The organism is Paractinoplanes brasiliensis (assembly GCF_004362215.1).
Taxonomy (GTDB): domain Bacteria; phylum Actinomycetota; class Actinomycetes; order Mycobacteriales; family Micromonosporaceae; genus Actinoplanes; species Actinoplanes brasiliensis.
Genome location: NZ_SNWR01000001.1, coordinates 2,320,322 through 2,344,151 on the forward strand (window position 1 = coordinate 2,320,322; position 23,830 = coordinate 2,344,151).

The window sequence follows — 23,830 nt, forward strand, 5'->3', positions numbered from 1 at the left end:
GCGGACAGGATGCACACAGAGTACTTCCGTCAATGCCCAGAGTGGTTATCCAAAGGTGACAAGAAGAATTTGCCAAGGTCATTACTGTTGGCGCCGTGTTCGACATGCTCTCCGCCGAGGAGCAGCACGCCTATCGCCTGCTGGTACGCATGGCCGGCGCCACCGCGGCGGACCTCGCGGGACAGGCCGCCCTGCCCGGCCACCAGGCCCAGGCGCTGCTCGAGGCGCTGCACCGCAAGGGCCTGGCCACCGCCGGCCCCACCTTCCACGCCCTGCCGGCCGACGTGGCGCTGGGCGACGCGTTGCTGCGCGAGCAGCAGTCGCTCGAGTCGGCCCGCCGGCTGGTGGCCGCGCTGAGCGAGGAGTACCGCGCCAACACCCGCCGTCGCAGCCCCGACCACCTGGTCGAGATCGTGGTCGGCGCGGCCGCCCTGCGTGACCGGCTGCGCGAGATGCAGGATTCGGCCCGCGAGGAGATCCTGTGGTTCTGCCGGGCCAACCCGATAGCGATGCAGGGTCCGGAGAACACCGAGGAGTCGAGCGCCCTGGAGCGCGGCGTCCGCTACCGCGCGATCTACGAGCGCGAATTGCTGGAGAAACCGGGCGAACTGGACAGCATCGTCGAGGCGATGAAGCTGGGCGAGCTGTCCCGCACGCTTCCGGCTCTGCCCGTACGCCTGGCCGTGGCCGACCGGAACTTCGCGATCTGCCCGCTGGTGCCGGACGCGGCGCGGGGAGTCGGGGAACCCACCGCGGCGCTGATCCGCCCCAGCGAGCTCCTCGACGCCCTGGTCGCCCTCTTCGAGAGCTACTGGGAGCGGGCCACCCCGCTGTTGCCCGACGGCAGCGAGGAGGAACCCGACAAGCTGCTGTTGTCGCTGTTCGTGGCCGGGTTGCCGGACAAGTCGATCGCCACCCAGCTCGGGGTGAGCCGCCGGACCGTCCAGCGCCGCCTCGACCGGCTGATGGAGGCGGCCGGTGTGGACACCCGCGCGGGCCTGGCCTTCCAAGCGGCCCGGCGGAACTGGCTGTAAGCGTTGCGCGCGGGCCAGCGGTCCTCGGTGAGCGGCCTCATCGCCCGTACGCCCGGATCACGGTCTGCTCGACGGAGTTGCCGGATTTGTCGGAGGCGGTGACCCGCAACGACACGGGCCCGTGGCCGCCGGGCGCGAACACGATCGGCCCCGACATCAGCGCCGGCTTCCACGTCTTCCCGTCGTCGGCCGAGGTGGCGACGGAGATCCGCTGAGCCCCGGGCACCTTGACGGTCAGCAGGTTCAGCGCTCCGATCCCGTACGAGACCTGGAGCAGCGGAAGCGTCCCGGCCGAACCCGATGTGAAGGTCCACGAGGTCGACGTCGAGGTGCCGTAGAGCCAGTCGTCGCCGCCGCGGGCGGTCCTCATGTCGAGGCGGTAGGTCGCCTTCCCGGCCGGCACGGTCACGTCCTGCCAGCCGTTGGGCAGCTCGGCCACGACGGCGCCGTTGCGGTGCAGCGTGGCGCCGGTGTCCTCGACCAGGTAGTGCCGGTCGGTGTCGTCCACGAACGACGCCACCCGCAGCTTCAACGTGTTGCCGTCCCGCGTGTTGCGGTGTCCCGTGGGGGTGGCCGGGCGCACCACCGGCGCGTACCAGGTCTCGGAGGCCGAGCCGGGCCGGGCGTACGAGGTCGCGTCCTCGACGATGCCACCCTGCAGCCGGCCGCCCAGGTTGCTCCACGGGAACGCGTGGTGCACCTGGTGCTGCCACACGCTGTCGCCGGTCGACACCCACTCCTCGCGGACCGTCGGCGTCCGCACGTCGCGCTGCGTGTCGTTCCACGAGTACTGCTGGTAGGGCCGCCAGCCGAAGCGCTGCTCGCGGATCCAGTCGAAGCCGCCGTTGTGCGCGTACCGCGTGCTGATCCGGTACGAGTTGGCCGCGGTCACCTTGTGCACGATGCCGTTCGGCACCCTGTCCTTCGAGACCTGGAAGACGTCGTACAGGTAGGGGCTGTTGGTCGTCAGCGTGAGCGAGATGCTCGCCCTGCCCGCGCGGGCCAGGATCCGTTGCCCGTCGTCGTGGGCCACCTGCGCGGTCGGGATCGACAGGCGCCCCTCGCTGTCCGGGTTCCACGGCTGCCAGGCGCTGAAGTCGGACGGCAGCACGACCAGCGCCATCGCCGCCCCGGCCGCGGCCGCCGCCTGCGACGCGTCGTCGGGGTTGTCCGACTCGATCACCACGGCCTTGCCGCGGACGTTCTCGCCGAGCCCCTTGACCAGGTCGAAACGGCGGGTTCCCTCGTACGCCGGGGAGCTGGCGCACAGATAGATGTCGAGCTCGCCGCTCACCCCCGGAACGGTCGCCTGCACCAGCGGGGCCACGAGCTGCCACCGCGACGAGAACTCGTAGCTGCCCTTGCGCAGTTTCGCGGTCGGCGTGACGTTGATCTTTTTGACGGCGCTGAAGTTCATGAAGCCGTTGATGATGCCGCGGCCGCTGCCGGTCACCCGGCGCACGTAGTAGCTCTCCACGGTCCGCTGCTCGGCCGGCTTGGGCGTCTCGATCCGGATCGGTTTTGCCGTACGGGCGTCGAGCACCACGGTCAGGTCCCGGTCGACCTTGAGCTCCGGGATGGTGACCAGGGTGTCCTGTTCGTCCTGCGGCCCTCCGTCGGGAATCGTCGCGTCGACCAGGTAGTCGCCCGCGCCCAGCTGGACGGTCTTCCGCTCGCCGGCGCCCAGGGCGTCGAGCACGTCGAAGCGCTGGTCGTCGCCGAACACCTGCAGCGCGGGCACGGCGGCGGGCCGGCCGGAGCGATCGACGGCCGTGAAGGTCACGCGGTGCCGTTCCGGGTCGAGGGTGCCACCGAGCGCGGTCGTCACCTGGACGCCGCCGGGGGCGGTGGCGGTGAGCCAGCCGTTGAGCTGCCCCGGGTCGGCGGCCGGAAGGTTCCAGCCGAGGGTGACGCCGGAGCTGCCGCCGACCGGCACGGTGACGGTCGCTGGCGTGACCGTGATCTGCGGCAGGGACGACCGTACGGTGAGGGTCACGGGCGCCGGGCCGGTGTTGGTGTAGGTGACCTTCCGCGACACGGCCGGGTCGCCCAGGGCGTGCAGCCCGAAGTCGGCGACGCCGGTGCCCGAGACGGTCTGGCGCACCGCGCGGGCCAGGTCGACCCGGCCCGCCCCCTGCCCGTAGACGGGGGTTCCGGCCGTGGTGGCGGCGGTGCTGACCAGCTCGTCCTTGATGCGCGCGCCGGACCAGTCCGGGTGCTGCTGGGCGACGATCGCGGCCGCGCCGGCCACGTGCGGTGTGGCCATCGAGGTGCCGTTGGCGGCGGTGTAGAGCTCGTCGACCGGGTCGCCCATCGTGGTGCCGGCGGCGCGGGCGGCCACGATGCCGACGCCGGGCGCGGTGATCTCGGGTTTGAGGCCTTCGTCGCCCACGCGCGGCCCGCGGCTGGAGAAGTCGGCCAGCCGGTTGTCGCGGTCGACCGCCCCGACGGTCAGGGCCGAGGACGCGGCGCCGGGGGTGCCGACCGTGTAGGTGGCGCCCTCGTTGCCCGCTGCCACCACGAACAGCGTGCCGGTGGAGGCGCTGAGCTCGTCGACGGCGGCGCTCATCGGGTCGGTGCCGTCGGTCGCGCTGCCGCCGAGGCTCAGGTTGACGACCTTGGCCCCGGCGCCGGCGGCCCATTCCATGCCGGCGATGATCCCGGACTCGTAGCCGGTTCCGCTGTCGTCGAGCACCTTGCCGATCAGCAGCCGGGCGCCCGGGGCGACGCCCTTGCGAGCGCCGTTCGAGCCCGCGCCCGAACCGGCGACTGTGGCCGCCACGTGGGTGCCGTGTCCGAAGTGGTCGGCGGTGTCGGGGCTGCCGCTGAAGTCGCGCGCCGCGGCGATGCGCCCGGCCAGGTCGGGGTGGTTCTGGTCGGCGCCGGTGTCGAGCACCGCCACGGTCACGCCGCGGCCGTCCAGGCCCGCCTTCCAGGCGTCGGGCGCGCCGATCTGCGCCGTGCTGCGGTCGAGGACGGGTTTGACCTTGCCGTCGAGCCAGATCCGGTCGGTGGCGCTGCGTGCGCCGGGTGCGGTGTTTGCCTGCGTACGCCAGAAGGCCGCGAGCGAGTCCTTGTCGGCGCGCACGGCCACGGCGCCGAGGCTGGGCAGCGCGACACCGTTGGAGGCGCCGAGCGTACGGGCGGTTGCAGTGCCCTGGGCCGACCTGACGATCAGCGGAAGCGTGTCCCGGGCGGCGTCGCCGTACCCCTGATCGACCAGCCGTTGCACGTCGAACAGCTCGGCGTCGACGCGCCCGCCGGCGATCAGCGGCACGGCGTCGGCGGGCACCACCCGTACGCCCTCGCGGGTCTCGACGGTCGTGAACGACATGCGGTCGCGCCCCGGCCCGGGACGCACCGACGCCGCCACCCGGCCGTCGCCCGCCGGGACGAGCTGGACGACGTCGCCGGTGATCAGGGTGATGGACCCGACGGTGGCCGGTTGACCGGGGGCGGCAGCGGCCGGTCCTGGCGGGGACACGGCCGCTGCGCCGGCTCCGGTCAGGAGGCCGGCCATGAGTGCGCCGGTGAGGCGTTTTGCTGGTGACAAGGCCGGCTCCTTAGGCGTTCGCGGTGAACGCATTCTGAGCTCGGCCGATGCGGGCCGGGGAGAGGTTGGCCATGCCGCAGAGGCGACATGGCGCGATGTGGACAGCGGTCGATGTCAGCGGAGTGTCCGGGCGGTTTCCTTCGCCGTCCCGAGGTCGGTGAAACCCTCCAGCCGGTACGTGACCTGGTTGTGCTCCCAGATCAGGGTGGGTGTGGCGAGCCGGGCCGTGGCGGTGCGCTCCTCGCCGGCGCGGTCGACATAGGTCAGCGTGTGCGGCGTCGGCAGCCAGATCGCCATGGTCGCCGACTCCAGCTCGACCCACTGGGCGTCCTGCGCCTGCTTGAAGAAGACGCCCGCGGAGCCCGCGAACTGGTCGAACCGTACGGTTCCGCCGCGGTAGACCGCGCTGACCACCCGGGGGAGGCCGTTGGCGTCGGGATCGGCCAGCTCGACGAGCTCGGGCGGGCCGAGGGCGGCGGGGAGGCGTACGGGGAAAGGCGCACGCTGCTGGGCCTGCTCGAGGGTGACCGGGCCGGTCGACGGCAGCGGGCTGGGTGAGGAAGCGGGTGGCGCGGGCTGGGCGGTGCGGCGCACCTCGATGCCGGCGACCTGCAGCACCTGGACGACCGCGTCGACGACGGCGGCGCGGGCGGGTTCCACGGCGGTCACGGTGACGGCGACGGCCGCGAGGGCGGAGGCCAGCCAGATCCGCCGGCGGTGCCTACGGCGTACGGGAATCTCGAGGCGAGCACGCACGGCGGCGCGCTGGTCGGCGGCCTCGGGCACCGTCAGGAAGGCGTCGAGCTCGCGCAGCTCGGCGATCAGGTCGTCGTGACGATCAGGCACCGGGCACCTCCGGGACGAGATGCTCACGCAGCCGGGCCAGCGCCCGCGCGGTACGCGACTTCACGGTTCCCTTGGGCACGCCCAGCGCCGCCGCCGTCTCCTGCTCGCTCAGGTCGAGCAGGAAACGGCACACCAGGACATCCTGGTCGCGCTGGGGCAGCGAGCGGATCCGGTCGACGAGACGCTCACGGCGTTCCCGGGCCATCACGGTGTCGGCCGGGTCGGGCTCGTCGGGCCGCGGCTCGGTGACGGCGGCCGCGCGCAGGGCCAGCCCGTCACGGCGGCGGCGGGACCGGTGCAGGTTGCGGGTCTCGTTGGCCACGATGGCGAGCAGCCACGGGCGGAAGCCGGACTCGCCGCGGTAACGCGACAACTGCCGGTACGCCTTCACCAGCGCCTCCTGCACCACGTCGTCGGCGTCGTCCCCGGCCCCGAGCAGCACGGCGGCCCGGTGCGCGGGCACGGTGTACCGGGCGACCAGGACCTCGTAGGCCCCCAGGTCGCCGTCCCGGGCCCGGCTCACCGCCGTCGCGTCGTCGATGTCGATGGCCTCTCTCAGCCCGAGCTCCTTCGATTCCGTTACCGACACTGCCCTGACACCGCCCGCCGCGGAAAGGTTCCCGGAACCTGTCACGGATCCGCGGTGTCTTCCGGGCATGACCACACGCCGCTCGTTCCTCGTCCTGTCCGGTGCGGTGCTCGCCGGTTGCCGTTCGCCGGAGGACCCGGCCACGCCGGTTCCCGACGTGGTGCTCGCGGGCACCCCCGGCGGTGTCGTCCGGCTCGCCGGCGACGCGACGCGCTCCCTGGGCGCCAGTTCGGTGCTGAGCCGGGACGGCGCAGTCGCGTACGCCGTCGAGGGCGAAAGCCTGGTGCGGATCGACGCGGCGACCGGGGCACCCCTCCAGAAGCGGTCGATCGGGGGTGGATGGGTGCCCCGGGTGGTCGCCGAGTCGGGCCACGCCTGCGTGCTGACCCGGACCACGGCCGCCGATCCGCCGGCCGGGCGCACGAGCACGCCCGTGCTGGTGGCCGGCGCGGGCGGGGAGAAGACGTTCGACCTGCCCGGCTGCGTCGAGCCGGACGCGTTGACCAGCGACGACCGGGGGCTGTTCGTGCTCGACTGGCTCCCGGCGGGGCGGCCCGACCATTACCGCGTACGGCTGCTGAGCCTGAGCGACGGTACGGTCACCTCGCTGCTGACGCGGGACAAGCGGCCGATCCCGGAAGGCGCCGAGGAGCAGATGCGCGGCCGCGGGCGGCAGGCGGTGTACTCGCGGGACAGGCAGACGCTCTACACGCTCTACACGCACCAGCCCGAGCATCAGCACACCCGCGACCTGCTGGGTGGCACCCGCAGCCAGGTACACGCGTTCGTGCACGTGCTGCACCTCAACGAGCAGTGGGCGTACTGCCTGGACCTGCCCGCGCCGTTCGGGGAAGGGCCGGCCGAGGGGCATGCGCTGGCTGTCGACGGGCGGCGGATCGCTGTGTTGGACACGGCATCGGGGTCGATCGCGTACGCGAGCACGGAGTCCCTGGAGATCGAGAAGGTGGCGCGGACGAAGGCCGGTGGGGGTCCGGCCGCCCTCGGATTCGGCCGCGGCGGGCGCCTGTTCGCGGCTGACGGCGCCACCGTGCACGTGCTCGAGGACGGCGGCATGCCGGATACGTGGCAACTGCCGGGCGCCGCCCGCGGCCTGTGCCTGAGCCCGGACGGGTCGCGGCTCTACGCCGGGGGTGCCCGTGAGGTGGTCTGGCTGGACGCGGCCTCGGGAGCGCTGCGGGGCCGCGCCCAGGTGGCCGGGCCGATCGCCGTTCTTTCCGTTAGATAACCGAAAGTTACGGCGGATGCATTTTGCAAATAGCTCCTGAGAAGGCGAAACTTTCCGGAACTAGAAGGTTGACTGATCGCGGTGATCGTCCCAAGAATGAGGGGCGCAATGACGTACGTCGATCGCGCGGCGGCTTCCACCGGCCGCCGCGCTCCCCCGACCACGACGCGAAGGTGACCACCGTGACCAGATGGATCCGTCCTCGATCCCTGATCCTCACAACCGCGGCCGCGCTGCTGGCCGGAGCCGGGGCGATCGCCCTGGCCGCGCCGGCCCAGGCGGCGAGCTGCGAGAACGGCTACGTCGGCCTCACGTACGACGACGGGCCCAACCCGAGCACCACCAATCAGTTGCTGAACGCGCTGCGCAGCAACGGCTTGCGGGCCACGATGTTCAACACCGGGCAGAACGCGGCGGCCAACCCCGGCCTGGTCGCGGCGCAGGTGTCGGCGGGCATGTGGGTCGGCAACCACAGCTACACCCACGGGCACATGACGCAGATGAGCCAGCAGCAGATGCAGTCCGAGCTGTCGAACACGCAGAACGCGATCCGCAACGCGGGCGGTGGCACCCCGACGATCTTCCGCCCGCCGTACGGCGAGACCAACGGGACCCTGCAGTCGGTCGCCTCGTCGCTCGGGCTGCGCACGGTGACCTGGGACGTCGACTCGCAGGACTGGAACGGCGCCAGCACCGCCGCGATCGTGCAGGCCGCCTCACGCCTCACCAACGGCCAGACCATCCTGATGCACGACAACTACCAGAGCACCATCTCGGCCATCCCGCAGATCGCGGCCGGGCTGACCCAGCGGGGCCTGTGCGCCGGCATGATCTCGGCGTCGACCGGCCGGGCCGTCGCGCCCACGGGCGGCGGCAACCCCACCACGCCGCCCCCGTCGACCGGCAACCCGACCACTCCCCCGCCCGGCGGGGGCAGCTGCACCACCACGTACACCGCCGGACAGCAGTGGAGCGACCGCTTCAACGGCTCGGTGACCGTCAACGGCTCGAACAACTGGGTCGTCACGGTGACCCTGCGCTCGCCGCAGCGCGTCCTCGCGACCTGGAACGCGTCGGTGAGCTGGGACAGCAGCGGCCTGGTGATGACCGCGCGCCCCAACGGGAACGGCAACACGTTCGGTATGACGATCCAGCACAACGGCAACTGGAACTGGCCGTCGCTGTCCTGCCGAACAGCCTGATCCACCGCCGGGTCGGGCTACCCCCGCGGGGTCCGGCTCGGCGGCCTCCAACCTCCGCCCCGGGCCGGGCTCCCCACGTGGAGTCCGGCCCGGCGGCCGTCAGCTGATCTTCGGAGTGGCACAGTCGATTTGCCCCTTCTTATAGGTACATTGGCGGCATGGCGACGAACTCACTCCGCGGCGTGCTGCTGCGGTCGTTGCCTGTTCTGCTCCTGCTGCTGACGCTGGGCCTGACCGCGCCGCAGACGACAACGCAGGCGCTCACCTCCGCGGGCGTGGGTCACAGTGCCTCCGCCACGCCGGACTCCATTGCCGACACTCCCGCCGACGAGGCGGAGAAGGCACTTTCCCGTACGCCGGAAGGCCCCGTCGCCGACCGCACCCGGGCCCTCACCGCGCAGCGCGCCGCCGCCGTCACCGGCTCCCGCGCCCCGCCGCTCGTTCTCGCCTGATCACGCGCTGACGGCCGTCCGGCCGAACCGTGGTCGCCGCCCGCGCCGTCCCGCCGAAGTGGACCGCGCGAACCTCCTTCGAGCGGACAGGACACCCTGGCGATGAACGTTGTTGCGGAAATGCTGCTGAGCTCCCCGGCCCCGGCCGCCATCTGGGCGACCCTGTGGATCCTCACTCTGCCCGCCGTGCTGGTGCTGGCCAGCCCCGAGGCGATGCGTAACCCGGGTGAGGCCCTGCGGTCGCTGGGCCGCTACCTGCGGCTGCCCGGGTGCCGGGGCGCGCACCCCCGCGAGACGGCCCTGGAGTCGCTTGCCGCCACCCAGTTCGCCGAGGAGGTGCGGGTCGCTGCCGACCGGGCCGAGCTGGCCGCCGAGCGGTGGCACGAGCGCTGGGAGGCGGCCACCGACGAGGTGACCGAGGCGTGGCAGGCGTGGCTCGACGCGGACGCCCGGCTGCGGGTGCGGCGGTCGGCGGCGGCCTTCGGCACGCCGTGGAGCGCGCAGACCCCGACCGAGTACGCGGCCCGCGAGCGCTTCCTGCACAAGGCGGTTCGCACCGCCGCCGGCAACGGCTGGCTGCCGGCCGCCGCGGTCGCCGACGCGCTGGCCGGACGGGCCGGGTGGGACGCCCGCCTGCACCCGCTGGAGCAGGAGCTGGTGGTCTTCCGGGCCGCCGCCGGCCATCTGCGGGACCGCTACGAGCGGGCGGTCGCGGCCGAGGTCACCGCCCGGCACGACGCCACCCTGGCCCGCCGCACCAGCGACAGCCTGCGCCAGGAGTCCTGGATCGCGGCCGCCCGGGCCGCCGACCTGCGCCGCCTGGTGCCCGCCGGCCTTTCCATCGCCTCCGTCGCCGGTGAGCCTGCGGTCGCGGCAGCCTGGCACTAGGGTGCGCCGTATGGCCACGCATTGGACGCTCGGCGGCGACGCCTCCGATCCGCACCGGCTGGCGGCCTTCTGGGCCCAGGCGCTCGGCTACCTGCCCGAGGAGGGTTACGACGACCCCGACGGCGCCTCGATCGTCGACCCGGTGGGCCGCGGGCCGGCCATCAGTTTCCTGCGGGTGCCCGAGGTCAAGACGACCAAGAACCGGGTGCACATCGACATCCGGGTGGCCGGCGAGCCGCCGTGGGACCCGGCCGAACGCGAGCGCCTCGTCAAGGCCAAGGTGGCCGAACTGGTCGCCGCGGGCGCGACCGAGATCCGCACCCAGCGCTACGACGACCAGTTCGGTCACGTGGTGATGCTCGACCCCGAGGGCAACGAGTTCTGCGTCGCCTAGGGGCCCGCCGGTCAAGGCTTGGTGAGCAGGCAGCCCGACACGCTCAGGTCGATGACGCGTGAGGCGTTCAGGCACGTGGTGAACCAATATGTCTGCTCGCCGTAGCTCTGCCCCTGGGAGACCGTGACCGTGCCGTCAGCGGCGACCTCACACGGGTTGTTGAGGGTGCAGCGTTCGCCGTCGTCGTTGCCGGTGTTGTTGATGCCGACGATCTGGCCGTCGGAGGCGCTGACGATCGGCGAGCCCGAGGTGCCGTGGATGGTGTCGCAGGCGGTGTCGTAGCGGATCGAATCGCGCCAGGTCCACTCGCCCTCGCGCAACTGCGGGACGAAGGCGTCGATCTTGCAGTTCCAGATCCGCTTCCAGTAGCTGGACGGGATGGCGATGCTGAGCCCCTCGGACGGACGGCTGCTCGCGATGGTCAGCGCGGTGGCCCCGTACCGGCTCTGCAGGGTGGCGTAGGTGGTGGTCAGGCGATAGAGCGTGACGTCGGTGCCGGTCATCGTGGCGTAGAGCACGCGGTCGGCGCGAACGGTGCCGAGTGACCCGCCGCTGCTGTTGAGCAGCGTGCCCGAGCGGGACGAGCTGCGGTTCACCAGAACCTGCCCGGCGCTGAGGAAACCACCCTCGTAGCAGTGGCCGTTGGTCAGCATCATGGCCCGGTCGCTGCTGACCGAGGACGGGTAGCGCACCAGCGAGGCCGAGCAGTTGCTCAGCGCGATGGTGTTGGCCAGGGTGGTGGCCGCGACAGCGTGGGCCGGGGCGGCCACGAGACCGGTCATGCCGGCGATCGCGGCGGCCGCGGTGACGAGGAACCGTCGTACGCGCATGGGGGTTTCCCTTCTGGTAGACGCCCGCAGCGTGGCACCGCAAAAAATCGATGTCAATCAATAACATTGCGGTCATACCGATGGCCCGTTGTGCCGGTTGCCCGGGCGGTACACGATGGACTCCCAGCAGCCGAGCACGGGGAGCGATCATGGGGACGGCCCGCAAGTTCAGCAAGGTCCTGCACTCCGAGCTCGACGTGCACGCGGCCTGGCTGCCGGTCACCAACACGTTCGCGCTGGGCGACTACGGCGTGGTCAGCGACGGCGTCTTCGTCCGGATGGGCAACATCGCCGAGTACGGTGTCTCGTTCACGGCCGCGGCGGGACCGCAGACCAAGCTGCGCTTCCGGTCCGAGGGCACACGTGTCACCCGGTTCGTGGCCGGGGCCGAGGTGCCCAACCTGCCGCAGGTCGACATCGAGGCGTCGATCCGCATCGAGTTCTCCACAAAGGACTCGTTCTACGTCGACGCGCCGACGCTGACCGCCCAGTCCATGCAGGACGTTGCGAAAGTCGGTGCGGCGCTTCGCAAGGCGGAAGGGTGGCGCCGCAAATATCGGGTGGTCTTCTCCACGTACGCGGGTGAGGGTTGCACGATCATCTCGTCGCGCGAGGCGAACTCGGCGTTCGAGCTGAGCGCCACGGCCGACGTGCTGCGCCTGCTGGAACTGGGCAAGGCGCACGGCGGCATCACGCTGTCGGGCGAACGGGCGGCCGGGCTCGAGGTGATCGGGGCGAGCGGCGTGGTCGGCCTGCGGTTGTTCAAGCTGCGGCTGTTCACCGGCAGCACCGACATCCTGCGGGGCGAGGCCGACGGTCAGGTGGAGTTCGAGACCGCGGACGAGCTCGAGGACGACGTCTAGATGCGCTCCGAGCTGATCGAGTTCTTCCGCTTCGACGACCAGAACTCGGGCATGCTCCGCCGCGGCGACCGGTTCCTGCGGGCCCGCGGCAACGAGCCGGTGGCCGAGGTGCGGATCCCGATCGGCCACGCCGAGTTCCTGCGCCGGCTCGACCACCTGCGCTATTCCGTCGAGCACGACGAGGGCCGCCGTGACGAGGCGCTGGCACAGCTGTCCCGGGTGGTCAGCGAGGTGCTGGGACCGTACCGGGCCGAGGGCGGGCCGACCCAGATCGACCTGGTGACCAACGCGGCCGAGCTGAGCGCGCTGCCGTTCGAGCTGGCCGCCGACGCCCGGGGCAGGCCGCTCTTCGCCACCTCCGGGCCGCCGCTCGTGCTGACCCGCCGGGTGCGCACCGGCGCCCACGGCGAGGGACACATCTGGTGGTCGAAACCGCGTGTGCTGTTCGCCGCCGCCTCCCCGCCCGGGGCGGGCAAGCCGGTGCCGCTCGAGGAGCATCGGGCCGCGCTGCGCGACGCGCTCAAGCCGTGGAGCGAGCCGCTGCCGGTGCCCGGCCTGGCCGACGCCGTCCGGGACAACCGCCGCGTGCTCACCACCATCGACCGGGCCGGCCTGAGCCGGATCCGGGCCGCCGCGCTGGCCGCCGCGGCCGAGGGCCGGCCCTACACCCACCTGCACGTGCTGGCCCACGGCTGCGACGTCGGCGACCGGTTCGAGCCGGCGTTCGGGGTCGCGCTCTTCGACGACGACGACCGGACGGCGGCCGCGGTCACGCCGGAGATGCTGCGCGCGGTGATTCAGGGGATCGAGCCGGGCCCGGTCGTGGTGACGCTGGCGGTCTGCGACGGCGGCAACGAGTCGAACAGCGTCACCGGCGGCGGCAGCCTGGCCCACGCGCTGCACGTCTCGGGGGTGCCGGTCGTGCTGGCCTCGCAGTTCCCGCTGACCTTCGCCGGGTCCACCACGTTCACCCGCAGTTTCTACGACCTGCTGCTGTCCGGGGCCGACGTGCGGGAGGCGCTGCACGAGGCCCGTACGCGGCTGCACAGCCAGGGCGGCGAGACCGCGCACGACTGGGCCAGCCTGGTCGCCTACGTGCAGCTGCCCGAGGACTATCAGGACAGGCTGTACGAGGTCGCCATGCAGGCCGAGATGGCGTCGTTGCGTACGGCTCAGCTCTGGTCGGACAGGCTGGTCAACGAGGGCATCACCGACCCTCAGGCGTACGACACCGTCGCCGGGCGGCTGGGGTCGCGCATCGCGTCGTTGCAGCGCTACGTCGAGGGCACGGTCGCCGCGCCCGCCGAGGCCGCCCGGCTGGAGAACCTCGGCATTCTCGGCAGCGCGCAGAAAAGGCACGCCGAGCTGGCCTTCCACCGGGCGCGACTGGGCGAGGCCGGCCGCGAGCGATGGGAGGCGGCCGCCCGTACAGGTCTGGCCGAGGCCCGGCGGTGGTATCTGCTGGGCTTCACCCGCAACCTGTCGTTCCACTGGCACGGGGTGCAGGCGCTGTCGTTGGAGGCGGCGCTGACCGGGCGCATCGAGCGGGTCGGTCAGTGGTACGCGGCCCGTGAGGCGGCCGAGGCGGACGACGGCGCCTGGGCGCCCGGGTCGCTGGCCGAGCTGCTGCTGCTCGCCCCGCTGGCCGGCCGCACGCGGGCGCTGGAGGAGGCCGAGGAGCAGTTGGCCGAGCTGGTGGCGCGCACCCACGCCCAATGGCCGGCCGACGACCCGTTCCCGGTCGACTCCACAATCCGGCAGTTCGGCCGCTACCTGCGCTGGTGGACGACCGGGCACGGGTACTTCCCGGGCTACGCCGGCGGAGACCTGACGGCCGACGCGGCGCGGCTGCTGGAACGGCTCAGGGCGCTGTCGGGACCATCCAGTCCAGCACCGGCGTCCCCTGCAGGGTCACCAGAACACACATGACCAGCAGCAGGCCGACGCTCCAGCCGACCACCCGGCGGAAGATGTCGCCCTCCTTGCCGGCCATGCCCACGGCCGCGGCGGCGATCGCCAGGTTCTGCGGGCTGATCATTTTGCCCAGCACCCCGCCCGAGGAGTTGGCCGCGGCCAGCAGCACGGGGTCGAGTCCGGCATCGGCCGCGGTCTGCACCTGCAGGGCCCCGAACAGCGCGTTGGCCGACGTGTCGGAGCCGGTGACGGCCACGCCGATCCAGCCCAGGATCGAGGAGAGGAACAGGAAGATCCCACCGGTCTGGGCCAGAAACTCGCCCAGCGTGTTGGTCTGGCCCGACTGGTTGAGCACGTACGCGAGGGCGAGCACCGCCATCACCGTGACGATCGCGTGGCGCAGCTCGGCATACGTGCGGCCGTAGGCCTTGATCGCTTCGGCCGGCCGGACCCGCAGGATCGCGGCGGTGAGGATGCCGGCCAGGATCATCAGCGTGCCCGCGGCGGGCAGCCAGCCGAGGGTGAACGTGGTGGAGGCCAGAGGTTCGCCGTTGGCGCCCAGAACGTCGAGGCCGGGCCAGCCGAACGTGACAGTCCAGGGCTCCTCGGCCAGCAACGACTTGATCGGGCCGAGGTTGGCGATCGAAAAGATCACGATGATGATCAGGTACGGCGCGTACGCGCGCAGCACTTCGGCGTTGGTGTCCCGCCGGGTCCGCACGGCCACGCCGCCGTCCCCGGCCGGCTCGTCGGCGGACAGGTCGGGCGACTCGGCCGGGCGCCAGACACGCAGCAGCAAGATCACGGCGGCGGCGGACAGCAGCGCCGCGATGATGTCGGTCAGCGGCACCGAGATGTAGTTGGACGCGGCGAACTGCGCCCCGGCGAACACCAGGCCGCCGACCAGCGCCACCGGCCACGTCTGCCGCACGCCCCGCTTGCCGTCGATCACCGCGACCAGCACGAGCGGCACGACCACGGCCAGGACGGGCGTCTGCCGTCCGACCATCGCGCCCAGCGTGTCCGGGTTGAGCCGTGGGTCGTCGGCCGCGCCCGCGGTGACCGTGCCCAGCGTGGTGATCGGGGTGGCGAGCGCGCCGAAGGCGACAGGGGCGGTGTTCGCGATCAACGCCACGGCGGCCGCCTTGATCGGCCGGAAGCCGAGCGCCATCAGCATCACCACGGTCACGGCCACCGGCGTACCGAAACCGGCCAGCGCCTCGAGCAGGGCGCCGAAACAAAAGGCCACGATCACGGCCTGGACGCGCATGTCGGGACTGACCCGTTCCATCGAGCGGCGCAGCACGTCGAAGTGGCCGCTGACGACGGTGAGGTTGTAGACCCAGATCGCGTTGATGACGATCCACAGGATGGGGAAGAAGCCGAACGCGGCGCCCTCGGTGGCCGACAGCAGGGCCTGACCGGCGGGCATCGAGTACACCGCGACAGCGACGACGAGCGCCACGACGAGCGAGATCACCCCCGCGAGCCAGGCGCGCATGCGGACGGCGCCCAACAGCACGAACAGGGTGAGCAGGGGCAGCACCGCGAAGATCGCGGAGACCGCGACGGACTCACCGACGGGATCGGTCACGATCTGGAACTGATCAAACATGATCGCCATCCAGGAAGATCGATACGTGCGGGCCGAACCGTCATGGTCACCCGCTTCGGCGCAGCGCGCATCCCGGTGCGGGCATCGGGCAGGGAATATGGAAAACACTCACATTTAGGTTGTTTGGTCGGTACGGTCGGAGCGGTGAGGTCAGGATGAGCACCGGCGGGCTCATGGCCCTCGTCGACCGGCTCTCCGGCGAGGACGGGCGGACACACAGCGCCGAGGGCACACCGGGGGCAGGTGCGGTCGTCCGGTTCAGCCTGACAGGACAGGAACCGGTATGACGTCCGTACTGGTGGTGGACGACAACGACGACGACGCGGTGCTGATCGGGCATGCGCTGGGCCGGGCCGGGCTGCAGGTGCAGGTGACCCGCGAGGAGACGAGCGGGGGTGTCGCGCGGGCGCTCGCCGCGGGGCCGGTCGACGTGGTCATCTGCGATTACAACCTTCCCACCGTACGGGCCGAGGATGTGCTCGCCCAGGTTCGCGAGCACGATCCCGACCTCCCGTTCGTGCTCGTCTCGGGTCAGGTCGGCGAGGAGGTGGCGGCCGACCTGATGCGCGCCGGGGCCCGTGACTTCGTGCTCAAGGACAGGCTGACCCGGCTCGCACCCGCCGTGCAGCGCGAACTGGAGGAGGCCCGGGATCGTCGCGCGCATCGCCGCTCCGAGCGGGCGCTGCGGCTGCTGGCCGAACACGCGCCCGACGTCATCTTCCGGTTCCGGCTGCGTCCCGAACCGGCGATGGAGTACGTCAGCTCGGCCGTGGAACCGATCACCGGCCACGCGCCCGAGGAGTTCTACGCCGACCCGGCGCTGATCTTCCGCCTGGTCGAGCCGGACGACCGCCCGCTGCTCGAACGGTCCTGGCGCTCCGCGTCCCCCGGCGCCCTGACGGTCCGCTGGCGGCGGCGCACCGGCGACCCGGCCTGGGTCGAGCAGCGCGCGAACGCGGTGACCGGGCCGGACGGGCGCCCGCTCGCGATCGAGGGCATCCTGCGCGACATCACCGAACGGGTGCGCATGGAGGAGCAGCTGCGCCAGGCCGAACGCCTCGACTCGCTGGGGCGCCTGGCCGGCGGCATCGCCCACGACTTCAACAACATCCTGGCCGTCATCTCGGGATACGCCGCGATGCTGTCCGAGGAGCTCGGTCCCGACCACCAGCTGCACACCGACGCCCAGGCGATCGAGCAGGCGGCCGCCCGGGGCAGCGGCCTGACCCGGCAGCTGCTCATCTTCAGCGGCCTCGAACCGTCACGCCCGGAACCGCTCGACCTGAACGCCGTGGCCACCGACATGCAGCGGCTGCTGAAACGGACCCTGGGCGACGACATCGAACTGACCACCAAGCTGTCGCTGGACGTGCCACCGATCTCGATGGACCGCAACAAGCTCGAACAGGTGGTGCTGAACGCCGGCGCCAACGCCCGGGCCGCGATGCCGTCGGGCGGCCGCCTGACCCTGAGCACCTCGGTCGACCGGGGCTCCGGGCAGGTGTGCCTGTCCATCGCGGACACCGGCTGCGGCATGGAGCCGGAGGTCGCTGCGCGCGCGTTCGAGCCGTTCTTCACCACGAAGGGCCGGGGCAAAGGGACCGGGCTGGGGCTGGCCACCGCGTACGGGGTGGTCACCGACGCCGGGGGGACGATCTCGCTGGACTCGGCCCCCGGTGAGGGCACCACCCTGACGCTCTGCCTGCCCCCGGCCGAACGGGCGGCCGGTCCGTCCACTCTGGTCCGCCGACCCGCTTCCGGCGGCACCGTGCTGGTGGTCGAGGACGAGGACGGCGTACGCGACATCGTGTGCCGCATCCTGCGCCGCGCCGGCTACGAAGTGCGAGCGGCCCCCGACCCGGCGACGGCGCTGGAGATGTGCCGGGACGGCGGCCTGGAGATGGATGCCCTGGTCACCGACATCATCATGCCGGGCATGTCGGGCACCCAACTGGCCGCCGAGCTGCGCCGGACCCGCCCCGACCTGCCGGTGCTGTTCATGTCGGGCTACACCAGCGGCCCGGCCCCCGGCGGTCAGGAGTTGCCCGCCGACGCGCCGCTGCTGCACAAGCCGTTCCAGACCGACCACCTGCTCAGCGCCCTGCAGCGCGTGCTGCACTGACGGCCCGGCCGGCCGGGGCTCCCAGCCCCGGCGAACAACAAAGGCCCGGTCACGAGGACCGAGCCCTTGGGCAACTCGATGGGGTGATCGACGGGACTTGAACCCGCGACCCCCTGGACCACAACCAGGGTCAGGCCCCGCTCCGCCTCTTCTGTTACGCCTCTTGCGCAGGTCAGCGAGGCCGCCTGACGGCGCCTGCCCGACCACAACCACGCCTGACCAACGCCTTTTCGCTCCCAGTTCGCTCCCCGGCTTTGAAGGCCCGGCCGGCAGGCCTATATCTACCTGCGGAGATTTGCTCCGGCTGGGACCATGGCCGCGCATTCGCCGTGGTACGGGGCCAACCGGCCAATTCTCGTGCGCGGGCTGTGTCCGCCCGCCGGCTCGCGCACTCAATCCGGCGTACAGGCCCACTCGTCCGTCGCCTCCAAGGTCGCCAGCGATGAGGGTGCCCTGGCCTGCCCTTATACGTCGTTGTCGATAGTCATTGATGGTCAATATTGGTCGTCGTCTGACGCCCTGGAGACGCCCTGACGCCCTGGAGACGCCCTGGGGGCTGCTCACCGTCCCCATCTGCCGGTATCGTCTGCGCGCCTTCTGTGGCGCTTCGCCGGTGCCCTTGGCGGCGCGTCTTTGAGGTTCGAAGTTCCCCTCGGCTTATCTTTCGCAACGGATCTTGTCTAAATCGCAGGTCAGGCGGTTTCAAGATCGGCAATTTTACGCGACATAGACGAGCATGTAATCTAACCTTCCTGCGTAATCTGCCGAGGGGGTCGGTCGATGGGTAGCTTCGGTTACCGCCTGTTTGTGGTTCATCTGCGTGCGGGCCTGGGGCGTAGGAATCTCGACTTCGGGCACGTGGAACACGGTCATTTCATCGATCTGCTTGAAGAGGACCTGGCCAAAGGCCTGAACTCAGTCGTGAAGTTTGAGGATGCTGCTCGACTTGAAGAGGACGGGACCACTGCTCCCGAAACCGGCACCGTCGTTCGGTTGATGGAAGTTTCTCGGGCAGGCTTCGACCTTCGCTTGGAATTCGACCATGGCCCGTACGGGGAAGACGGCAAGCTTATCGATCCCGAAGGTGTCGAGTCTGACCAGGACATCGAAAGCTTCGCACTCGGCCGGAACTTTAGGGCTTTGATCACGTTCCCGTCCGAGGGCGGAGCAGCGATCCTCGCAGTGGAGACGCACGGCCGTGCATGTCCGTATCGTCGACTTGAAGCTGCATTTAAGCGGTTCTACTCGACCGACCTTCGTTTGTTCTTAGCCGCAGGCGTGGCCGACCGGGCCGCTGTCGCTCATTTCATCCGCAACGGGGTGGTTAGGGAACTCGAGGTCACACGTCACGAGACTGCCCGTGACGGCGAACCTCTGACGAGTCAGGTGCGGCTCAGCGTCAAGATTCCCGGAGCGTCCAAGCTGCAAGACTCGATGCGTGAACATGCTCTTCGCTGGGTCAACGAAAGTTGGGAAAAACTTTCGAATCACGACGCGCGAGTGTCGCTCGCAAACGACCTCGCTCGGACGGCTACGGGCGTGACTATCCCTCTCGATTTCGAGGACAGCTTGCTGCGGGTTGATGGGCCGAACGACCGGAAGAGATCCCTGAAGCCCTCTGCTGACATTGGGGAGTGGATCTACGACACGGGTGACTACCGCTACAGCAACGAAAAGTGGTATTCGACCGTTTCAGATTCAGTACGGGAGCTGTTCCCGACGATAGCCGCCACGGAGGGTGTCGTACCCCCCAACTAGGATGACAGGTAACCGGGGAGGTGCATGATGCGCAGTGGTCTATTTGATCGTTTCGACGTCCGACCCCTCTTCCTAGATCATCTTCGTTCGATGCGTCGAGTTCAACTCGACGTAGACGAAGAGAGGCTTCCTCCCGACCTGGCCTCTCGCCTGGTCTTGTACGGCATCCCTGCGGCGGTCGGTGTTGTGGCGGTGTGGCAGCAGTGGCGTCTGACCGACCCTGGTGCGATCGGCGCAGGATGCGCTCTCATGGCCGGCATCCTCTTCACCGCTTTCACCCAATTGGCGTCTTTACGCGACAGGCTGGAAGACCGACATGAGTCGATTGGCGAGTCGTCTCGTCGCCTTTTTCGCGAAACTGCGGCCCATCTGTTAGTGGGTGCTCTGGCTTCCGCTACTGAATCGATTGTTCTCATAGTTGCGTCAGGCGTCCGCGCTCACCCCGACGACAAGATGAACGTTGCGTCGACAGCTATCGTTTTGCCGATAGCGGTATACGTGTTTCTGCTGTTCATTATGGCCATTAGGAAAATGTACGCGGCGTATCTGCGGGTTTTCGAGGGCGGTCGTTATCTTCGCGCAACCAGGAAGACTGGGCGCTGAGCGGGACCCTGGCACGTCGACTCCGCAGTCACGCCTAAGCGTCATGCCATCCCAGAGGTCAGAGTCCCCGCCGGAGGCATTATGCCCTCCACGAATCTGAAAGCCCCGGAACTGCCGGGCTACTTCGGAGGCCCGGGGCTTCTTCGTGTGTCGCGCCTGCTGCCGGGCTGGAACCGCCGGGGTGCGCCCAGCGAAGCGGCCGGGCGGCAGGGTCCCCGAGCGGCGGGCCTCCGGCCCGGCCCTGCTGGCGGCGCGAGCGGCCTGCGAAGCGGGCCGCCGTTGAACCCGGATAGTAACTTCTCACAGATCCCCGCCGCACCCCGCCGTGCCTCTTGTCCGGTCTCGTACTAGATACTCCGCTGTAGGCACGTGGTCGTGGATTTTAGGGCTGCGGCTTGCGACGTCGTGAGTGAAATGTTCATGGCTAGGCCCACGCTGGCTGCAGCCCCAACTACATAGGGAGCACCGACTCGCTAGTCTCCGACGCCCACGCCGAGAAGCATCGTGGCGTCATCACTGGCCTTGTTCCGCGGCCACCTGCTGCCCAGAGGGTCGCTGGCTTCCGCCTCGCGTACCTGGCGAAGAACCTGCTCTGGACTGACGGCCTCGGCGAGATCGAGTAGTTCAGGCCAGGACAACAATCCGAAGGGTTTCACGATTCTTGCAGCCCCGTCAGTTAGCACGGCCAAGCGGCGAACCTCGCCTACTTTTAAATGGCCAGCCAGTGATTGCTGAGCTGCCGTGGGGTCCGCTGCAGCGATCCAATATCCGTTCTCACGATTACGTTGAGCCAACTCTGCGTGTTTCATGCGCACCATTGCCGCATCTTTCTCAGCGGTCCCAATGGAATATGAATCGGCTGCGCGACGTTCATTCATTGCGGTTTGGCTGACCCGTTCATCGGACAACGCGAGGATCCGGCCGCCCATGTCGAGGACCACCGTAACGTCGCCGAGGACCAAATAGTCTAGACGTGCACCGGCAATTCTTACGATAGCCACGGCAGCAGACGGGGTGCCCGGATGCGAGAGGTTGCAGGACGACCTGTGCAAATTTGAGACTCGCTGGATCCCGGCCGCTAGCACATCCCTCAGCGGAATGGAGGGGTCGTGCGCAATTTCGGAAAGAGCCGCTCCAAGATGCGCTGAGTACCAAGAGATCCCATGGATACATCCTGTGCCCGTTCGCGCGGTTGCGCCATCGAGCACTACGAGCAGGTGGGCCGATGCAGAGAACCAGTCTTCATTCTCGTTGCCTGATTCTGCCGCGAGTGACGCGACCGACGTACGCATGGGATCCTATCCCTCGTGCCGGAAAAGAGGCGTTACGCGCTCGGTCGAGAGAATGTTCCGCCGATCCTTCTTGTCGTATCGACAAAGGATAACGGTGGAGAACCTGCGCGTTTTGAGCTCTCTGTGAAGCTCCGCTAGGTTGTCAGCGACGTAGCGCGCGGTCCCTAGTGTCCCTTGCGCATGCGTTCCAGCGATGTACAAGAAGGTGCCTTTCCCGTCCGGGCGAGGCAATCGGCCGAGATAGCCGTAGTCTGCGTATTCGCCGTCGTCTCGGGGAGACCTGTATTCCTTCCCCGTGTCAGGCTCCTTGATGAACCAGCCCTTCTCGTCTTCGACGTAACGAAGGTGAGGATCAGCCTCCATGACCTGGCTGAGGAACGGCAAGAGGCGAGGATTGGTCAGGACGATCAGGTTCGCACGATTTAGGTGCACGTGGCCCGGCGGAGGTACGACCTCATAGCCGGCGTCAAGGCCGACTGACCGAGCTAGCTCGGCCAGGATCTCGTACGCCGAGAAGGCTTCCGCTGACAGGACGGCACCGGGGTCGCTTCGGCCGACCTCGAACTTGCCACCGATAGCCAGCGTCAGTCGGCCCGCACCCAGGAAAGCTCGCTCCGGCCGCGTCCCGGCTGACAGTAGCTGGGACACGCGCGAGCGGGACACATCGAGCATCTCGGCTAGCTGAGCTTGAGTCATCTTCTCGGCTAGCAGTTCCTCCATCGCAGCGCGACGGACGCGTGAGAGATCACCGATAAGCGCCTGCAACTCTTCAATCGTCCCGTGGGCCGTAAGCGCTCGCTCGCGCGCGTCAGTGAGCCCTTCGATCGTCTCCAGATCTTTCACCGCATGCCTCTCGCGTGGCTGTGAAGGGGGCTAATCCTACCTCCTACCAGTTCAGGGGGTATATCGCCGCCTTGGCAGATGAAGGGCCACCAACTTGTCGGTTAAGGGGGCTTGACAGTCGCCCGGCACCCATGGTCTTCTCTGTTTACCCCGCTCGACCAGTAGGTCAAGGGGGGTTAACGACGAGCCATATGCGGCCCTGGTTCGCCTGCTTCTCGGGCAGGAAGGCCAGAGCGTGCCTCGTTCGATGAAAACTCCATCAGGGCTCGCAGTCTCCCTCCGAGTAAGGCTGCCGCGCGCCGCTTAGGTCGGCGCAATCTTCTCTTTTCGCTGGTCGGTGCGGCGTCTGCCGCAGTGCCGTGCTGATGCCGCACCGACTCGATTTCCGGAGGACATCCCGTGAGGGATCACTACGACGAAACTTCGGAGCCGTCCGCTGCGGACCTTGCTGCGATTGAGCTCGAACGACCTTTGATCACTGCCGAGATGGCCTGGTTGGACGCCGAGATCACCATGCTGAGCGCCGACGATCGGGGCGGGCCGAACTCGCTCGACTGGCGTCGGCTGCGCCGTGCCGAAGCCCGTGTCATTCGGGAGACCTTCGCCCACGTCGCTCGCCACGTGCACCGTCCCGGCCCGCGCCGCGCGGCCTGATGGCCCGGACCTGGCCACACTCGCGAAGTCGATGCGCGCCCGGCGGACCTGGTCTACCTGCCGCGTTGTGCGGCCCTTTGTCATCCCGCGCTCGCTCCGTGAGCGCCTTTCCATGCGCCCTTGGAGGCTGCCACATGACGTACCAGAAGAAGCTGGCTGACCCGCACGTCAGCGCGATCCGGGCCGCGCTCGCGGCCGGGCCGAGCACAACGCTTAACCGGCCTTGCTACGACGCCCGCAAGTGGCGTCTCGCCGCTGTCGCCGCCAGCCCTCGGACCGGCCGCAAGGAGGCCGCGCGATGACCGCCCCGGCCACCACCCGCAGTGCCTACCCCCGCAACGTCGAAGATCTCATCCCGCACGCCCGTGACCTGGCCGAGCAACTCGGCACTGTCCCGAGCCGCAACAAGCTGATGAAGACGTTCCGCGTCGGCGCCGATAAGGCGAACGCGCTGATCGATGCGCTGACTGCCGCCCCGGTCTCCGCCGTGCCGGTGTCGCCGGCCGTCCCGCCGATTCAGCCCGCCCCGCTGCCACTGCCGGAGCCGATCGAGGCAGCCGAGCCGCCGGAAGCGAACGAGGCGTCGGAGCCGACCGCCGAGGCCGTCACACAGGCCGTTGCCCCGGCTCGTAAGCCGATCGTTTGGCCGGTGCTCATCCTGTGTCTGCCCGCGTTCATCGCGATTTGGGGCGGCTGGGTGGAGATGGGCCGCCTGACCGGGTTCGGCATGGTCAAGCTGCTGCCCGGCATCGTCGACAACTTCGAGATCAACACTGCGATCACCTTGCCGATCGGTGTCGAGACCTACGCCGCGTACGCGTTGTACGCCTGGCTGTCGGGCCGTGCGACCGGTGAGGCACGGACCTTCGCGAAGTGGTCGGCGCTGGCCTCGCTCGCTCTCGGAGCGTTCGGTCAGGTCGCCTATCACCTGATGTCCGCTGCGGGCTGGACCACGGCTCCATGGCCGATCACCGCTGCTGTGGCGTGCATTCCGGTCGCCGTGCTCGGCATGGGCGCCGCGCTCGCGCACCTGATGCACCGCAACTAGATCCGCCCGACGGCCCGGCCCCTACCGCCAAGCAGATGCCGGGCCGTCGGTCACCCCATCCAGTCACCAGACCTGTGGGAGGTC

Annotated in this window: 21 protein-coding genes and 1 tRNA gene; 14 read left to right on the top strand and 8 right to left on the bottom strand. The window is 69.7% G+C overall.

Translation table 11 applies throughout. The features are described from left to right. Positions 1-104: 104 nt before the first annotated feature. Positions 105-1,034: a helix-turn-helix domain-containing protein gene (locus tag C8E87_RS10195; RefSeq protein WP_133876746.1), complete on the top strand. Its 930-nt coding sequence runs from the start codon at positions 105-107 to the stop codon at positions 1,032-1,034. A gap of 37 nt (positions 1,035-1,071) precedes the next feature. Here C8E87_RS10195 and C8E87_RS10200 read toward each other — a convergent pair whose 3' ends face one another. The 3 genes from C8E87_RS10200 to C8E87_RS10210 all read right to left on the bottom strand — a co-directional run bounded on the left by C8E87_RS10200 (position 1,072) and on the right by C8E87_RS10210 (position 6,022). Next, positions 1,072-4,587 (bottom strand): S8 family peptidase, encoded by a 3,516-nt coding sequence (locus C8E87_RS10200; protein ID WP_239079970.1) that lies wholly within the window; start codon positions 4,585-4,587, stop codon positions 1,072-1,074. A gap of 114 nt (positions 4,588-4,701) precedes the next feature. Next, the gene (locus tag C8E87_RS10205) at positions 4,702-5,433 is read right to left on the bottom strand and encodes a hypothetical protein (protein WP_133872860.1); all 732 of its coding nucleotides are present in this window, start codon (positions 5,431-5,433) and stop codon (positions 4,702-4,704) included. Beyond that, entirely contained in the window at positions 5,426-6,022 is a 597-nt protein-coding gene (locus C8E87_RS10210; RefSeq protein ID WP_239079969.1) for an RNA polymerase sigma factor, read from the bottom strand. The genes C8E87_RS10205 and C8E87_RS10210 overlap by 8 nt, the downstream gene beginning before the upstream one ends. Before the next feature lie 67 nt (positions 6,023-6,089). On the opposite strand from C8E87_RS10210, the gene C8E87_RS10215 reads away from it, so the two are divergent. From C8E87_RS10215 to C8E87_RS10235, 5 genes are all read left to right on the top strand, one after another. Further along, the gene (locus tag C8E87_RS10215; RefSeq protein WP_133872862.1) at positions 6,090-7,268 is read left to right on the top strand and encodes a YncE family protein; all 1,179 of its coding nucleotides are present in this window, start codon (positions 6,090-6,092) and stop codon (positions 7,266-7,268) included. 182 nt (positions 7,269-7,450) lie between these two features. Then, on the top strand, positions 7,451-8,470 hold the full coding sequence (locus C8E87_RS10220) for a polysaccharide deacetylase family protein (protein ID WP_438866035.1): 1,020 nt from the start codon (positions 7,451-7,453) through the stop codon (positions 8,468-8,470). 158 nt (positions 8,471-8,628) lie between these two features. After that, a complete protein-coding gene (locus tag C8E87_RS10225; RefSeq protein ID WP_133872863.1) occupies positions 8,629-8,922 on the top strand; it encodes a hypothetical protein in 294 nt (97 codons plus the stop codon). A 102-nt stretch (positions 8,923-9,024) separates the two neighbouring features. Continuing rightward, on the top strand, positions 9,025-9,810 hold the full coding sequence (locus tag C8E87_RS10230; RefSeq protein ID WP_133872864.1) for a hypothetical protein: 786 nt from the start codon (positions 9,025-9,027) through the stop codon (positions 9,808-9,810). Positions 9,811-9,820: 10 nt separating this feature from the next. Further along, positions 9,821-10,204, top strand: coding sequence for a VOC family protein (locus C8E87_RS10235; protein WP_133872865.1), 384 nt, complete (start codon positions 9,821-9,823; stop codon positions 10,202-10,204). 11 nt (positions 10,205-10,215) lie between these two features. On the opposite strand, the gene C8E87_RS10240 is transcribed toward C8E87_RS10235, so the two are convergent. Beyond that, the gene (locus C8E87_RS10240; RefSeq protein ID WP_133872866.1) at positions 10,216-11,034 is read right to left on the bottom strand and encodes a S1 family peptidase; all 819 of its coding nucleotides are present in this window, start codon (positions 11,032-11,034) and stop codon (positions 10,216-10,218) included. 149 nt (positions 11,035-11,183) lie between these two features. On the opposite strand from C8E87_RS10240, the gene C8E87_RS10245 reads away from it, so the two are divergent. Beyond that, positions 11,184-11,897: a hypothetical protein gene (locus tag C8E87_RS10245; RefSeq protein WP_133872867.1), complete on the top strand. Its 714-nt coding sequence runs from the start codon at positions 11,184-11,186 to the stop codon at positions 11,895-11,897. Beyond that, positions 11,898-13,826 carry a CHAT domain-containing protein gene (locus C8E87_RS10250; protein ID WP_133872868.1) on the top strand — a complete coding sequence of 643 codons (1,929 nt, stop codon included), beginning with the start codon at positions 11,898-11,900 and terminating at the stop codon, positions 13,824-13,826. It abuts the gene before it with no gap. Here the strand turns inward: C8E87_RS10250 and C8E87_RS10255 are convergent. Beyond that, positions 13,759-15,435: an L-lactate permease gene (locus C8E87_RS10255; protein WP_133872869.1), complete on the bottom strand. Its 1,677-nt coding sequence runs from the start codon at positions 15,433-15,435 to the stop codon at positions 13,759-13,761. The two genes, C8E87_RS10250 and C8E87_RS10255, sit on opposite strands and share 68 nt — an antisense overlap. A gap of 274 nt (positions 15,436-15,709) precedes the next feature. Between C8E87_RS10255 and C8E87_RS10260 the strand changes: the two genes are divergently transcribed. After that, positions 15,710-17,548, top strand: coding sequence for a hybrid sensor histidine kinase/response regulator (locus C8E87_RS10260; RefSeq protein WP_133872870.1), 1,839 nt, complete (start codon positions 15,710-15,712; stop codon positions 17,546-17,548). Between the two features lie 84 nt (positions 17,549-17,632). Here the strand turns inward: C8E87_RS10260 and C8E87_RS43595 are convergent. Then, positions 17,633-17,707: transfer RNA gene (locus C8E87_RS43595), tRNA-OTHER, on the bottom strand. A gap of 621 nt (positions 17,708-18,328) precedes the next feature. Here C8E87_RS43595 and C8E87_RS10265 point away from each other — a divergent pair. Continuing rightward, positions 18,329-19,306 (top strand): hypothetical protein, encoded by a 978-nt coding sequence (locus C8E87_RS10265; protein ID WP_133872871.1) that lies wholly within the window; start codon positions 18,329-18,331, stop codon positions 19,304-19,306. A gap of 90 nt (positions 19,307-19,396) precedes the next feature. Continuing rightward, positions 19,397-19,909 (top strand): hypothetical protein, encoded by a 513-nt coding sequence (locus C8E87_RS10270; RefSeq protein ID WP_133872872.1) that lies wholly within the window; start codon positions 19,397-19,399, stop codon positions 19,907-19,909. Positions 19,910-20,382: 473 nt separating this feature from the next. On the opposite strand, the gene C8E87_RS10275 is transcribed toward C8E87_RS10270, so the two are convergent. Together C8E87_RS10275 and C8E87_RS10280 are read right to left on the bottom strand one after the other, a co-directional pair. After that, complete coding sequence (locus C8E87_RS10275) at positions 20,383-21,201, bottom strand: protein phosphatase 2C domain-containing protein (protein WP_133872873.1); 819 nt, start codon at positions 21,199-21,201, stop codon at positions 20,383-20,385. A gap of 6 nt (positions 21,202-21,207) precedes the next feature. Next, positions 21,208-22,044 (bottom strand): sigma factor-like helix-turn-helix DNA-binding protein, encoded by an 837-nt coding sequence (locus tag C8E87_RS10280; protein ID WP_133872874.1) that lies wholly within the window; start codon positions 22,042-22,044, stop codon positions 21,208-21,210. A 399-nt stretch (positions 22,045-22,443) separates the two neighbouring features. Between C8E87_RS10280 and C8E87_RS10285 the strand changes: the two genes are divergently transcribed. From C8E87_RS10285 to C8E87_RS10295, 3 genes are all read left to right on the top strand, one after another. Continuing rightward, positions 22,444-22,698 carry a DUF6284 family protein gene (locus C8E87_RS10285; protein ID WP_133872875.1) on the top strand — a complete coding sequence of 85 codons (255 nt, stop codon included), beginning with the start codon at positions 22,444-22,446 and terminating at the stop codon, positions 22,696-22,698. A gap of 134 nt (positions 22,699-22,832) precedes the next feature. Continuing rightward, positions 22,833-23,000: a hypothetical protein gene (locus C8E87_RS43600; RefSeq protein ID WP_166661137.1), complete on the top strand. Its 168-nt coding sequence runs from the start codon at positions 22,833-22,835 to the stop codon at positions 22,998-23,000. Beyond that, positions 22,997-23,746, top strand: coding sequence for an ABC transporter permease (locus C8E87_RS10295; protein WP_133872877.1), 750 nt, complete (start codon positions 22,997-22,999; stop codon positions 23,744-23,746). The genes C8E87_RS43600 and C8E87_RS10295 overlap by 4 nt, the downstream gene beginning before the upstream one ends. Positions 23,747-23,830: the final 84 nt, after the last annotated feature.